This is a genomic window from Streptomyces montanisoli, from assembly GCF_017813245.1.
In the GTDB taxonomy this organism is placed as follows: Bacteria; Actinomycetota; Actinomycetes; order Streptomycetales; family Streptomycetaceae; genus Streptomyces; species Streptomyces montanisoli.
In genome coordinates this window covers 24,418-38,475 of the sequence record NZ_JAGIQL010000055.1, presented here as the reverse complement: position 1 = coordinate 38,475, position 14,058 = coordinate 24,418, and the positions used below count along the sequence as shown (strand labels likewise).

8 protein-coding genes and 1 riboswitch are annotated in these 14,058 nt (G+C 72.2%); of the genes, 4 read left to right on the top strand and 4 right to left on the bottom strand.

Annotated features, from left to right (window positions below; all coding sequences use genetic code 11):
* Positions 1-19: 19 nt before the first annotated feature.
* Complete coding sequence (locus JFN87_RS15660) at positions 20-4,108, bottom strand: discoidin domain-containing protein (RefSeq protein WP_209340670.1); 4,089 nt, start codon at positions 4,106-4,108, stop codon at positions 20-22.
* A 400-nt stretch (positions 4,109-4,508) separates the two neighbouring features.
* Between JFN87_RS15660 and JFN87_RS15655 the strand changes: the two genes are divergently transcribed.
* Together JFN87_RS15655 and JFN87_RS15650 are read left to right on the top strand one after the other, a co-directional pair.
* Entirely contained in the window at positions 4,509-5,531 is a 1,023-nt protein-coding gene (locus JFN87_RS15655; RefSeq protein WP_209340669.1) for a Gfo/Idh/MocA family protein, read from the top strand.
* Between the two features lie 80 nt (positions 5,532-5,611).
* Positions 5,612-7,036, top strand: a complete 1,425-nt coding sequence (locus JFN87_RS15650; RefSeq protein WP_209340668.1) for a sugar porter family MFS transporter — start codon at positions 5,612-5,614, stop codon at positions 7,034-7,036.
* A gap of 27 nt (positions 7,037-7,063) precedes the next feature.
* On the opposite strand, the gene JFN87_RS15645 is transcribed toward JFN87_RS15650, so the two are convergent.
* Both JFN87_RS15645 and JFN87_RS15640 read right to left on the bottom strand, forming a co-directional pair.
* Complete coding sequence (locus JFN87_RS15645) at positions 7,064-8,218, bottom strand: ROK family protein (RefSeq protein WP_307865465.1); 1,155 nt, start codon at positions 8,216-8,218, stop codon at positions 7,064-7,066.
* 215 nt (positions 8,219-8,433) lie between these two features.
* Positions 8,434-9,978 carry a glycosyl hydrolase family 18 protein gene (locus JFN87_RS15640; RefSeq protein ID WP_209340667.1) on the bottom strand — a complete coding sequence of 515 codons (1,545 nt, stop codon included), beginning with the start codon at positions 9,976-9,978 and terminating at the stop codon, positions 8,434-8,436.
* A gap of 315 nt (positions 9,979-10,293) precedes the next feature.
* Between JFN87_RS15640 and JFN87_RS15635 the strand changes: the two genes are divergently transcribed.
* Together JFN87_RS15635 and paaI are read left to right on the top strand one after the other, a co-directional pair.
* Positions 10,294-11,871 (top strand): hypothetical protein, encoded by a 1,578-nt coding sequence (locus tag JFN87_RS15635; RefSeq protein ID WP_209340666.1) that lies wholly within the window; start codon positions 10,294-10,296, stop codon positions 11,869-11,871.
* Positions 11,872-12,135: 264 nt separating this feature from the next.
* On the top strand, positions 12,136-12,528 hold the full coding sequence (gene paaI, locus JFN87_RS15630; RefSeq protein ID WP_209340673.1) for a hydroxyphenylacetyl-CoA thioesterase PaaI: 393 nt from the start codon (positions 12,136-12,138) through the stop codon (positions 12,526-12,528).
* Between the two features lie 12 nt (positions 12,529-12,540).
* Here paaI and JFN87_RS15625 read toward each other — a convergent pair whose 3' ends face one another.
* A complete protein-coding gene (locus tag JFN87_RS15625; protein WP_209340665.1) occupies positions 12,541-13,956 on the bottom strand; it encodes a purine-cytosine permease family protein in 1,416 nt (471 codons plus the stop codon).
* A riboswitch (TPP riboswitch) is annotated at positions 13,949-14,042 on the bottom strand. Its footprint overlaps the gene before it by 8 nt.
* Positions 14,043-14,058 lie beyond the last annotated feature (16 nt).

Here is a 14,058-nt window from a genome sequence, read left to right as displayed (position 1 = left end):
ACCCCGCCGCCGTGCCGCCTCAGCCGCGCGTCACGGCGCGGGCCGCGTTGTACCCCTCCGTCCGCAGCGCGGGCCGCCCGGAGCGCAGGGCGGCGGCCGGCCACGACAGGGTGACCGTGCGGGACTCACCGGGCAGCAGCCACAGGTAGTTGTCGCCGTACAGCGTCGGCAGCACCCGGTCGCCGCTGTGCGCGTCAAGCAGGGACAGGCGCACCATCGAGGCCACGGCCGCGCCCCGGTTGTGCACGCTCGCCACCACCTCGCGGCGGTCGCCCGGGACCTTGCGCACCCGTCCGAGCGAGGCGGACACCGTCGCGCGCCGCGTTTTGTTCAGGGCCTTCATGTCGGCCGGGTCGCGGTAGCGCCAGTACGTGTTGCGCGACAGGACCGTGCCCCGTGCGTCCTCGAGCGTCAGCCTCAGCAGGTGCAGGTCCGGCAGGCCGTCCGTCCACGCGACGTCGAACGCCTCCGCCGTGGCCGCGGGAGCGACGTCCACGTCGGCCCGTCGTGTGGCACCCAGCTGACGTCCCGTCAGGTCGTAGAGGCGGGCGCTCACCCGCGCGCCGCGCAGCTCCTGCGGCGTGTGGTTGACCGCGAGGACACGCCAGTCCTTCGGGTCGGCCTGCACGTGCCGCGCCTCGCAGGCGGCTCTCGCCCCGTAGTACGTGCCGTTGACGTCGAAGTCGTAGTCGTACGTCTGCCACACCGTGCTGTGCCACGCCGGGTGGGACATCCACAGCATCAGCCCGCTCGCGTCCTTCCAGAGGTTCGCGTTCCAGGCCTCGAACATCGCCCGCGTGTTCTCGTAGTTCACGAACTGGGCCTTGCGGGCGAAGTCGTCGAGCCCATCGGCCGCGCCGAGGCGCGCCTCGATCGCCGCCTCGTACGTCTGGGGCGCCTGGTTGCCCTTCGTGGACCAGTCGTGGTAGTACCAGGCGCCGCCGATCGGCCACTCCGGCTCGTCACCCACCATGGCGCGGACGGACTCCGCCGTCGACACCACGGGCGTGCCGATCTCGGTGTGGAAGCCGAAGCTGCCGCTGCCGTACGTGGACGGCGCGTAGTAGTTCGCGGGCTCCGTCCAGCTGTACGGGCCGCCGCCCGTGACGATCCCGCCGGCCGAGTTGTTCTGGTACAGCACGCCGGGCGCCTGCGACTGGACGGCCTCCCGCATGCCGATGTCGATCGCGGCAGGCGGATTGCCCTCGTTCGCGCCGCACCACACCACCACGCACGGATGGCCGCGGTAGCGCTTCACGGTGTCGAGGGCCAGGTCGTTGTAGGCCTTGTGGTCGGGCGGGTCCATCGCCCAGGCGTTGGGGAAGTCGTTCCACACCAGCAGCCCGTGCTCGTCGCAACCGGCGAAGAACTCCTCGCGGTCGCTGCTGGCGACCCAGTTGCGGATCATCGTGAAGTTCATGTCGCGGTGCATGCGCACCGCGGCGTCCATCCGCGGGGCGTCCATCCGGCGCAGCAGCTCGTCCCAGCCCCAGTTGCCGCCCCGGCAGAACACCCGCACACCGTTGACACTGATCTTCAGCGGGTCGGTCGTGTTGTCCACGGCCTTGGCGTCGCTCCAGTCGGTGCCGTTGTCCGAGGTCTGCACGGTGTACGTCTTGGCGTACGCCTGTTCCCACAGGACCGTGACCCGGTCGAAGGCGACCGCCTTCCCGAGGTCGATCCGGATCCACTGGTCGTTCTCGTACGTGGAGGACCAGCGCGTCGACGCGTCGCCGTCCGTGGCGGCCGCGGCCGGGTGGGACGGATCGTCACTCGACGCGGCCGCCTTCGCGTGCAGCGCGAGGTCGGTGCCGGGCGAGGAGGAGTCGATCACCGACAGGGACCACAGCGAGAAGCCCCAGCTGCTGGCCCGCTCGGCGCAGGCCAGCCGGACGTACCGCGCGGTCCGCGAGGCGAAGTCCACGGTCTGCAGGCTCGCGTCGCCGTCGTTGAAGGGCAGCGGCACCGCCGTGTTGTCGACGGACTTGGCGTCCGTCCACGACGATCCGTCCGCCGACACCTGGACGACGCAGGTCCTGGCGTACGCCTGCTCCCAGGTCAGGTCGACACGGTCGAAGGAGACCGCCGAGCCGAGGTCGACCTCGATCCACTGGTCGTCGTCCCAGGACGACGACCACCGGGTCGACGCGTCGCCGTCGGTCGCGTTGCCCGGCTGGTGGTCCGGCTCGTCCACCGACGACGACGTGGCGGTGCGGTGCAGGGCGAGGTCCGTGGCGGGCGCGGAGCTGTCGAACACGGAAAGCCCCCACAGGGAGAATCCCCAGCCGCTCGCCCGCGTCAGGCACTTGACGCGAACGTAGCGGGCCCGGCGCGCGCCCACGTCCACGCTCTGCGTGTACGAGTCGCCCGTCGCGACGAACTTCAGCGGCACCTCGTAGTCGTAGCCGAACTGCCGTATGCCGAAGCGCGTCGTGCGCCGGTCGCTCTCCTGCCCGCCGACCGCGGCGGTGAGCGTCAGGTCGTGCAGGGCGGGCTCTCCGTACCCGTTGGGCCACCACAGCCTCGGGTGGCGCAGCCGCAGCTGCCGGTACGCGTCCGGCGTGAACGTGACGTCGACTGAGCCGCCCGCCGGGACGGTGACGGTGCGCGACACCCGCACGCGGTCGAAGGACGCGGTCACGGTGACGGCGTGGTCCGATGTGTCGGCGTTGCGCACCGGCACCACCACGGTGAGTTCCGCGGTGCTCGTGTCCGGCAGGCCGGGCAGTGACGTGTCCACCCGCGGATCGCCGATCACGGCGTGGCCGGTGGAGCGCAGGCGCACGTGGTTCCAGATGCCGGAGACCCGGTCGCGCACGGCCGGCATCCAGTCCCAGCCCGAAGAGGCCAGGTAGGTGGGCGAGTTCCGGTTCATCATCGTCGCGCCGGCGTCCACGTACGAGACGCCGCTCGGGCCCTTGTCCCCGGGGCTGCCGGGGAACGGCATCGGCGACACCTTCACCGCCAGCGCCTGCTCACCGTGGGCGGCCAGCAGCGCGGTGACGTCGTGAGCGGAACGCGCGAACGGATACGTCATGTCGCCGACCTGCCGGCCGTTCAGCCAGATGTCCGCCGTGTGGTTGACGCCGTCGAACTCCAGCCACACGTGACGCCCCGAGCCGGTCCGCAGACCGTGCGGCAGCGTGAACTCCCGCCGGTACCACCAGGAGTGCCGCGACAGCGCCTCGGGCACGTGCAGATTGTTCAGCCCGGCCACCGGGTCGGGCAGATGCCCCTGCTCGACCAGCGACGCCAGCACCGTGCCCGGGACGGTCGCGGGAAGCCACGCGCGCGTGTCCACGGAGGGCTTCGACAGTTCGGCGCCCGCGCCGCCGGCCCAGTCGTCCATGGTCAGCGTCCACCCCGACTCCAGCGGCACGGTGCCGTCGTCGGCGACCTTCAGCTCCGGCGCGTCGTGGTGGTGTGTTCCCCAGTCCGTCCAGCCCGTGGCCGCGGGGCGGTGGCCGTGCGCGGCGCCGTACACCTCGAAGCCGTTGAGACCGAGCGGGTTGGAGTTGGACCGCTTGTGGACCGTCATCCGCACCCAGCGGGCGGTCACGGGCTTGCCGAGAGGGATGTCGACGACGCCGCCCTTGCCGGACGTCGTCGTGTACACCGACGCCCACGTGTGGCCGTCGCGGGACGTCTCCACCGCGAAGTCCACCGCGCAGCTCGACAGGATCTCCTGACCCGTCGTGTTGTTGCGCGGGTTGGAGCCGTCGGCGGGCGTGAAGGGCGGATCGTCCGCCGTGGCCTCGAACGTGAGGCGCACGGAGTCCACCCGGCACAGGCCCTGGAGGTCGACGCTGATCCACTGCGGATCGCCGTCGGCGGCCCGCCACCCGGTGCCCTTCACGCCGACCGTGCTGACCCCGTCGACCGCGAACGATCCGGGCGTGGGCGCGTAGTCCGTGGACGACACGGAGACCGGCCGGTAGGCGGCCAGTTCGCCGGGCGCGGCCGAGGGGCCGCCCCGTCCGGCCGGCGCCGCCCCGTAAGCGGAAGCGGGCAGTGAGACTCCGAGGCCGAAGCCCGCGAGGAGCACGGATCCGGAGGCGACGATCGATCTGCGGGAGGGGAGAGGCGACGACGGCAACTGCTCAGACATGTGCGGCCCGTTCGATTCAGGAGAGCCCGGGAGCACGTCAGGCCCGGGGGCTCGATGCCCTTTTGACAACGTTGCCATAGGCTCCAGCCCCGGGCCTCTCCTGTCAAGGGCTGCCGCATGCTCGCCACGGGTCCGTAACATTAGGAGACCGGCCGCGCGCAGGAGCGCGCGGCCGGTCTTCATGACGTGTGACCCGCCCGCGCCGCCCGGCTCGGAGTGGAAGTACTCCCGCCCCGCCGCGTCGCCCCGTCGCGTGGAGGCCATGGCGAACATGGGACGAGGGGCTGTGCCCGGTGCGTGAGACGCCGCCGGGCGTGGGGTTGACTTCAGGCAGGGTTAGTACAGAACCTAGACATACCCCGGGCGGCAGTCCGTACGAACAGTCCTGTGCGAGGTTGGCATGCAGAGAATCGGCATCATCGGCGGTGGCATCCGCGGCTCCATGTACGCGCACTCCCTGCGCGGCTTCCCCGGCGCCGACGTGCGCGCCGTGTGCGACCTGGCGGAGCCCGTCGCGCTCAAGGTCGCCGACGACTTCGGCCTCAGCGCGTACACGGACCACCGGCGCATGCTGGCCGAGCAGGAACTGGACGCCGTGATCGTCGCGACGCCCGACTTCGCCCACCGGCAGGCGGCCGTCGACGCCGCCTCCGCGGGCTGCCACCTGCTGGTGGAGAAGCCCCTCGCGACCACGCGCGAGGACGCCGAGGCCATCGCCGCGGCCGTACGTGCCGCGGGCGTCCAGTGCATGGTCGGCTTCGAGAACCGGTGGAACCCTGCGGTCAGGCAGCTGCGCGAGCGGTCGGCCGGCGGCGCGCTGGGGAGGGTCCTGACGCAGAACATCCTGCTCAGCAACACCTACTTCGTGCCCACGACGATGATCGGCTGGGCGGCGAAGTCGTCCCCCGCCTGGTTCCTGATGAGCCACACCGTCGACGCGGCCGCATGGGTGAGCGGGCGCACCGTCACGGCCGTGGACGCGCGTGGTTCGCGCGGTGTGCTCGCCGCGCGGTCCATCGACACCTGGGACGTGGTGCACGCCCTGCTGACCTTCGACGACGGCACCACGGCCAACCTCACGTCGACGTGGGTGCTGCCCGACTCGATGCCGTCCGTCGTGGACTTCCAGTACCAGGTGATCGGTGAGGACTCCGCCATGTACGTCGACCTCCAGGACCAGAGCGTCCGGCAGGCGGGCCCCGACGGGTTCCGCTGGCCCGGCCTGCTCGGCGGCGAGATCGACGGACGCCTCCAGGGCCCGCCCACGTGGATGGTGCAGGACTTCGTCACCCGGCTTGAGCGTGGGGAGCAGGTCGGGCCCGGGCTCGACGAGGGAGCTGCCGTGACGGACGTCGTCGTGGCGATCCACGAGTCGCTCGAGTCCGGGAACACGGTCCCCGTCGACTCCGGCTCCCGGGGCTGACAACGCCCCGGCGGGCGCAGTACGAGCCGGGCCGCCGGGCCCACCGCACGGCCGCGAGGCCGCGAAGCAAGGAGCGCACGTTGTCCCGAACCGCCGCCACAGACACGGCCGCACGCGGCACGCAGCCGGCGGGCGCCGGCCGGCCGCTCGGCACGAAGGTCGCCGTCGTCGCGGCGGCGCTCGGCCTCATCTACGGCTACGACTCCGGCTCCATCAGCGGCGCGCTCGTCTTCCTCAAGAAGGACTACGACCTCAGCACGCTGTGGGTCTCCGTGATCACGTCCATCGTGGTCTTCGGCAGCCTCGTGGGCGCCGCGATGGGACCGAAGGCGGCCAACAGGCTCGGCAGGAAACTGACGATGATCCTCGTCGCCGGGGGCTTCGCGGTGTTCGCGGCGCTGAGCGCGGTGCCCCTCGGCGTGTGGTGGCTGACCGGCGTCCGGCTGCTGCTCGGCGTCACAATCGGCCTGTCCACCGTGGTCGCGCCGGTGTTCATCTCCGAGTTCGCCTCGGAGCACAACCGCGGCAGGCTCGGCACCGCCTACCAGTTCTTCACCTGCGCGGGCGTGATCGTCTCGCTGGTCGTGGCGTGGGCACTGTCGGGCGGCGGCTCGTGGGAGGCCCTGCTCGGCATCTCCGCCGTCCCCGCGGCCGTGGTGCTCCTCGCCCTGCTGCGCTTCCCCGACAGCCCGCGCTGGTACGCCATGCGGGGACGCTACGACGAGGCCAGGGCGACCCTCGTGCGGGTGGAGCCGGAGAGTGACACGGACGCCCAACTGGCCTCGATCCGGGCCGACCTGGCCCAGGGCGAGCAGGGCACCTTCCGGGAGATCTTCACCCGGCGCTACGCACGCGCCACGTTCTTCGTCATCGCCTTCGGCTTCTTCGTCCAGATCACCGGCACCAACACGATCCTGTACTACAGCCCGCTGATCTTCGACAAGGCGGGCATCGCCGACGCCTCGGAGTCGATCCTGCTGTCGGCGCTCGTGCAACTGGTCGCGGCGGTCGGTGTCGTCCTGTCCATGCTCGTGGTGGACCGCTGGGGCCGGCGCCCGCCGCTGCTGATCGGCACGGTGGCCATGGTCGTGGGACATCTGGTCATGGCCCTGGTGTTCGCGCGGCACACCATCACGCCGGGCGCCGGCTACGCGGCCGTGGCCGGCATCGGCATCTTCTACCTCGGGTTCTACTTCGGCATCGGATCGCTCATCTGGGTCTACACCGGAGAGGCGTTCCCCGCCCGGCTGCGCAGCGTCGGCGCCGCGGCCCTGCTGCTCTCCGACTTCGTGGCCAACCTCATCGCCACGTTCGCCTTCCCCGGCGTCCTGTCGGACCTCGGCGGCTCGGTGGGATTCGGCGCGTTCGGTGTGCTGTCGCTGCTCGCCCTCGCCTTCCTGTACCGGATGGCCCCGGAGACCAGGGGCCGTTCGCTGGAGGAGATCCGGGGCTACTGGGACAACGGCGGCCACTGGCCGGCCGCCTCGCCCGGCGGCCAGGGCTGACACGCGCCGGCGCGCGAGCTCACCGCTTCAGCGGACCAGCCCGAGCGACTGGGAGAGCACGATCCCCGCCGCACCCAGCAGGGTGGCGTGGTCGTCGTCCCTCGCGAGGACGATGCCGGGCGGACCACCGGGGTGCGGCAGCACCCACCCGGTCACGTGCCGCTCGATCGCGGCGCGCAGCGTCTCGCCGCCCGCGACGACGTCACCGTGCAGCAGGAACAGGCCGGGTGCCAGCGTGTGCTGGAGGTTGACGATGCCGACCGCGATGTTGCGCGCGTAGCGGTCGAGGAGTTCCACGGCCGCCGGGTCGCGGCGCGCGGCGAGCGCGGTGAGCCGCCCGGGCGTCATCTCCCGCGCCGCCGGCAGGCCGAGGCGCCCCGCCTCCCGGCGCAGCCACACTCCGGTCGCGACGGTCTCCCAGCAGCCCCTGCGCCCGCAGTTGCACACTTCGCCGTCCAGGGCCACCACGCTGTGCCCGATCTCGCCACCGGCGCCCGACCTGCCGCGCTGCACGGCGCCGTCGAGGACCAGCCCCACACCGAGCACGTCGGCGAGGTAGAGCGAGGCGAACGACCGCACCCCGCGTGCCTGCCCGAACCAGCGGTCGCCGAGTGCCTGGGCGCGCGGGTGGTGGTCGATGTGCACGGGCAGCCCGAGCCGCTCCGACACGAGGGGCGCGAGCGGCAGTCCGGACAGCGCGGGGGCCAGGCTGACCTCGACGATGGTGCCGGTGTCCGTGTCGACCATGCCGCCGGTGGCGATGCCCACGCCCAGGGCGCGGCGGCCGTCGGATGGCAGTACCCGCCTCAGGCAGTCCACGACGAGGTCCACGGCGGCCGAGCCGTCGGGCGCCCCGGCCGGGAACGTGCCGCTCGACGTCGCGAGCACCTCGCCCACCGGGCTGACCGTCGCGGCCTCGACGCGTCCCGGCATCAGATGCACCGCGGCGATCGGCTGCCCGTCGCGTGAGAACCACAGCGGACGGGCGGGCTTGCCGCCGACGGACCCGCTGGAGCGCGGCTCGCCCTCCACGAGGACGCCGCTGTCGAGCATGGGCTGCACGATGGAGCCGATCGTCGTGCGCGTCACCCCGGTGTGTTTCGCGAGGTCCGCGCGTGACAGGGGGCCCACGTCGTACAGCAGTTGCAGCACCCGGGTCCTGTTGGCCTCGTTGGCGCTCACCCACGCGACGGTGCGGGACGGGCCGGGGCGTTCTCCCGCCGGCCTCGTGGCCGGGGTCACCTCGGCTCCACCGATCCTGACGACGTCTGCACGCCGCCAAGCCTACAGGGGCCCGCCGCGTGGCCGGGTGGAGGTCAGGCGCCCCGACCGGGGCCTGGTGCGGCCCGATCCAGTGGGCAGGCGTGGGCCGGCCCACTGGATCGCAAGGAAGCGGATCAGCAGGCGCCGAGGTCCTGCCAGACGCCCCACTGGCCGGTGGTGCCGGGCTCCTCGCCCGTCGTCCACCACTTCGCCTTCCACGTGTGCCCCTTGTAGGAGACCGTGTCGCCGCCGACGTAGATGGACGATGTCTTCCAGGCCGTCGCCGTGCACGTGCCGACGCCCGTGACGGTCAGCTTGTACGCCGCGGTGGCGGTCGACGATCCGGCCGTGCCCTTCACGGTGAGGGTGTACGTCCCCGGGGCCGCCGCCGACGTGGTGTGCACGGACAGCGTGGCACTGCCGCCCGCGGTCACCGAGCCGGGGCTGACGGTGGCCGTGACGCCCGCCGGAGCCCCGCTGACCGCGAGGTTCACCGAGGGGGACGTCCCCCCGGTGGAGGCGGTGCGGACGGTCGAGGTGGTGGAGCCGCCGGGCGCGACGGACCCCGACGACGGGGACAGCGAGACCGACACGCCGTTGGACGGCGGGGTGGAGGACCCGCCGTTGAACGGCTCGAAGGTGTGGCTGAACTGCCAGGTGCTCTGCGCGATGCCCGAGCACGAGTCGGAGCCGCCCTGCCCCGGGCAACCGCCGTTGTCGCGCTGGAGGGCCCACATCGAGATCGTGTTGATCCCCTTGCTGACCGCCCAGTCGTACACGGTGGGCGCGTTGGCCGTGGTGAACGTCTCGGCCGCGCCGAAGTCGTCGATGCCGGGCATCTCCGTGACGCCGATCATGTTCCACAGCTGCGCGTTGCTCTTCGACGGGTAGAGCGAGGCGAGTTGGTCGTGCAGCCCCTGCGCCGCCGTCTGCGTGTCGGCCGCCATGTCATGGCTCGCGCCGTCGTAGTAGTCGAACGTCATGAGGTTCACGACGTCGAGCCGCACGCCGTTCGACACGGCGTTGCGCAGGACGGGCAGCCCACTGCCGTCCCCCGCGGTGCCGTCCGTGAGCCCGTGTGTCGTGGTGGGCAGCGTGTACGAGAACTGCACGGAGCGCCCATTGGCCGCCGCCCAGTCCTGGACCATCTTGACTGCCTTGTTGCGCCGGTCGATCCCGGCCGCGTTCGACAGGGACTTGTCCTCGATGTCCAGGTCGATGCGGCTGACGTCGTACGTCGTGATGACCTTCTCGTAGGCGGCCGCGATGGACGCCACGTTCGTGCAACTGTCGGCGATCTCGGTCCCGCTGTCGTCGGCCGCGTAACCGCCGAACGACGGGATGACGTCCCCGCCGCCCGCCTGGATCGTGTCGATGTCGGCGCCGAACTGGGACTGGGCGACCGGCATGCCGCTGTCGCCGTTCCAGTAAGGCGTGCAGGAGCCGACGGACTGCGTCTGGAGGAAGGCCATCGTCAGGTACTTGTTGCCCGACTCCGAGGCCAGCTGGGACAGGCTGTCGCCGTTGTACGCCTCGAAGTAGGGGGCGAAGACGTGCGCGGGCAGCGGCGTGGCCGCCTGCGCGCTGCCGGCGCCGGTGACGGCGAGCCCGAGGCCGGCGGCGCCGGTGGCGATCGCGGCGAGCAGGGTGCGGACGGGTCTGCGAACGGGTCCGTGCATGGACCGTTCTCCCTTCGATGGGGGGCGGAAGGGCCGGGGTAATGGTCTGGACCAATAATCTCGGTGCGGGGACGCCTGTCAAGACATCGGGCGACACGCGTCGGTCAACTCTTGGGAATGCCGGATCTTTTGGCCGCGCCACGCGCCCCGCGGGCCGCCACGGCGATCACGCCCCCCACCAGGGACTTCCACGGCCGGTCCGGCCGTTACAACGCGTTCCGCGCCATCCGCGAAGAGTTTCCCGGCTGCTCCCCTTCCGTTGGTCTCGCGTGGCTAATCTCGCCCGGCCCGGTCCGGCGCAGGAGAGGCACGTCCATGAGCACCCCGGTCCACCACACGCCGACTCGGCGGCCCATGGCCGCTGCCCTGATGCCGGCCAGGCGGCGCGAGGACCTGAGCGGGGGCGGCACTCCGCACGGGAAGCCGGCCGAGCGCGCTCTCCTCGGGATCCAGTCCAGCGCCGGCAACCGAGCCGCGGCCGTGGCCGTGCAGCGGGCCAGGAGCGCGGCGCAGGGGCAGGCACCGGGGAGCGGCAACGCGCCGACCGGATCGAAGAGTTACCGCGACCGGATCGCGGCGGTCCTCGACAGGCTCAAGAAGAACCTCGAGTTCATCGACACCTTCGTCAAGGGCGTCCATGTCCCCGCCAACGCGGGCTTCTCCCAGCACGCCTCCGCCACGGTCGACGAAGGCCTGAAACACACCGCCGGCTCCTCGGGCGCGGCCGCCGGGTCGGAGAACCTTCTCACCGAGGCCACCGGCGCCGTGCTCAGCTCCATGGAAGCGGCCAAAGCCACGAAGGAGGCCGCGAAGCACAAGAGCGGGGCGGCCTTCCACGGCGCGGACAAGAAGGCCACGGCCAAGACGGCCGACGCGGTCGTGGGCGCCGCGAGCGCGGCCAAGTACGCCCTGGACGTCGCCAAGGGGCTGACCAAGGCCGAGCAGGCGGCGCACGCCATGGCGGCGGCCGAGGCGAGCGGGATCGGCTCCGGTGCCGCCGGCGCGGTGAAGGGCGCCCGTGCCGCGCGGCGCGTCGGGCTGACGGCGCGCAAGTACCGTGCGCTGAAACGGCTCGACGTCCCCGACCGCGCGGACGAGGCTGCCCTGGCCCGGCTGAACCAGGCGCGGGAACAGGCCAATTGGGCTGCCGCCGAGGCCTACGTCGCGCTGGACGCCCACTGGGGCCACGAGGGGGAGGACCGGATGGAGCACGTCTCCGACGCCGTCGACGCGGCCTGGACCGCGATGGGCGACGCCCGGGACGCCGCCAGGGACCTCCGGCGCGCCGAGGACGCGAACACGATGAACACGGTGCGCACCTACGCGCTCGGCAAGCAGCGCAACAAGATCGGCAAGCAGGCCCTCACCGCCGTGGGCGAGTCCACCAAGGCCGCGGGCGGCATCGTGACGGCGGTGGCCGCCACGGCGGGAGGTGCAGGACTGGCGAGCAACCCCGTCGGCTGGGGCCTCGCCGCGGGCGCGGCCGGCCTCATCCTCGGCGTCACCGCCTACCGGGCGGGCCGCGCGGGCAAGAAGCGCTACGACGGAGCCCGGCACCCCGACCGCTGGGCGGCGGACGAAGAGACCCCGGCGGCGCCCGCGTCCCGCGAGGATGCGCTCAAGGAAGCCCTGAAGTTCTGGAAGAAGGTGCAAAACGGTGAACGCCAGGCCATGGCGCGCAAGATCTACGGCCTGGCGGCGGGCGCGGACATCCGGGGGAGCGGTGACACGACGGCCGAGATGCGGGATTCGGCGCGGGCGCTCCTCGTCGCTCTCAAAGCGGGCCCCGCCAACCAGCGGCTGACCCCCGAAGAGTGGGCGGACTCCCTCAACGACCCGGCGAAGACCACCGGCTGGGTCAAGGAGATCGCGGAACAGCTGTCCTCGGCGTGACCGGGAGGCCGCGCCGCGCCACCCCTGCGCGCCGCTCTCCACGCGCCGCCGTCTTGACAGCACTTCGCGTTGCTTGGTTGCTTGGCTGCGACAGGGTATGACCGAATGTTCGGTCGGCATCGTGGAGCGCCGGAGGGTTGTGTGGAGACAGACGCGGGTGAACCGGACGCGGGTGAACCGGACGCGGGCGTGACGGACGCGGGCGTGACGGACGCGAGTGGGACGCGGGGCGGCACGGCACACGGCTCAGGGCCCGCCGCGGCCATGTTCGCGCGCGACACCGCCTCGCGGGACCTGGGCATGGAACTGGCGGAGCACGGCCCCGGAACGGCCACCGTGACGATGACCATCACCGGCCGGATGCTCAACGGCCACGGAACGGCCCACGGCGGCTTCCTGTTCCTGCTGGCCGACACGGCCTTCGCCTGCGCCTGCAACAGCGAGGGACCGGCGACGGTGGCCGCCGCCGCGGACATCGACTTCGTGGCGCCCGCTCGCGAAGGCGACATGCTCGTCGCGTCCGCGACCGAGCGCACACGGTTCGGCCGCAGCGGCATCTACGACGTGAGCGTGACGTGCGGCGGACGCGCGATCGCCGAGTTCCGCGGCCGCAGCCGAACTGTCCGGGCCCCCTCGCCGGCCGGCGGGAACGGCTGACGGCCCGGTCTTTCAGCGGCCGCTTCGGGCGCCGCGCCGCAGCCTCAGGGGCGCGTAGACGACGAGCGCGGCCGCGAAGGCCACGTAGTAGGCGAGGTCCGCCCCGTGCAGCGCCCGGGCGACAGGTCCCTCGTAGAGCGTCGTGTCCATGAACGGCACAGCGGCGGCGAAGGCGACCACGAAGGCGAGCAGCGCGGGCCACGAGGATCGCCGGCGGGACGCTTCCGCCGCCAGGTCCACGGCCGTCCCGCCGCGCTCCCGGGACCGCGCGAGCCAGTCCACCGCGACGACGGCGACGAACCCCGGAATCCAGTAGCCGACGAACAGCAGAACGTTCTGGAAGCGGGCCGCCGTGTCCGCCGCGTGCATCCACAGCACGAGGGGAAACCCGAGGCAGGCGGCGAGTGCCGCCGCCACCGGCCTTGCGATCCGCACACCCGCGGTCTGCAGCGCGAGGGAACCGCTGTAGTCGTTCATGGCGTTGCTGCACAGCGCGGCGCAGGCCACCGCGAGCAGACCGAAGGCGCCGAGCGCGCCGCCGCCGAGCAGGGTGTCGACGCCCTTGGCGCTCTGGTCGGTGAAGACGGAGGCACCCCACAGGCCGAGCGCCTGCACCGCGACGAAGGATACGCTGACCCCGAGGAGTGTGTACCAGAACATGCGCGTGCGCGAAGTCTCCCGCGGCAGGTAGCGGCTGAAGTCGCTGGCGTACGGCGCCCAGGACAGCGAGAGACTGAGCGCGACCGTGCTGGTCAGCATGAACGCGCCGAACCGGTCGAGACCGTGCGCCGTGCCGGACGCGGCGGGGTGCACACCGCCGAGCATCTTCACCGCGAGGATCGCGAACGCGACCGCGAGCGCCAGTGTCATGACCTTCTGGAGACGGTGTATCGCCTCGTAGCCCAGCGCACCGACAAGCCCCTGCCCGGCGAGCATCACCAGCACGCCGAGCCAGAACGGCCAGCCGAAGAGGCGGGCGAGCGCGTCGCCGCCGAACAGCCCGATCAGCGCGTCCCACGCGACGGACGACAACCACTGCAGTATTCCGGGCAGCACCACCCCGCGGCCGAACGCCAGCCGGGCCAGCGGCAACTGGCCCGCGCCCGTCGTGCTGCCCCACGTGCCGAGACCTGCCACGGGGACGGCGCCGACGACCGTGCCGAGCGCGACGGCCACCAGCGCCGTCGTGAAGTCGAGGCCCAGCACCACGCCCAGGGTCCCGGTGAACACGCCCGTCATCGTCAGGTTCGGCGCGAACCACACGGTGAACAGCCGGCCGGGCCCGCCGTAGCGCCGGTCCTCGGGCACGGGCGTGATGCCCCGCGCCTCCATCCGCAGATCGCCGGCGGCCGCGGGCATCCGCCCGTCGAAGACGGACTCGCGCGGGGCGCCGGGGCGGCCGACCGCGGGTGCGTGGGAGCGTGGCATGGAAAGACATCCCTCCGCCAGTACGAACTGGTTCAGGTTCGGCGGGTGTGATCTCAGCCCCTCGCGGGGCACCCCGTGTCCGGTACGTACGCCAGCCTAACG

Bases quoted from the DNA above. Each gene is read 5' to 3' on its own strand.
- JFN87_RS15635 (WP_209340666.1), top strand. From the start codon at position 10,294: ATGAGCACCCCGGTCCACCACACGCCGACTCGGCGGCCCATGGCCGCT.
- JFN87_RS15625 (WP_209340665.1), bottom strand. From the start codon at position 13,956: ATGCCACGCTCCCACGCACCCGCGGTCGGCCGCCCCGGCGCCCCGCGC.
- JFN87_RS15655 (WP_209340669.1), top strand. From the start codon at position 4,509: ATGCAGAGAATCGGCATCATCGGCGGTGGCATCCGCGGCTCCATGTAC.
- JFN87_RS15640 (WP_209340667.1), bottom strand. From the start codon at position 9,978: ATGCACGGACCCGTTCGCAGACCCGTCCGCACCCTGCTCGCCGCGATC.
- JFN87_RS15660 (WP_209340670.1), bottom strand. From the start codon at position 4,108: ATGTCTGAGCAGTTGCCGTCGTCGCCTCTCCCCTCCCGCAGATCGATC.
- paaI (WP_209340673.1), top strand. From the start codon at position 12,136: ATGTTCGCGCGCGACACCGCCTCGCGGGACCTGGGCATGGAACTGGCG.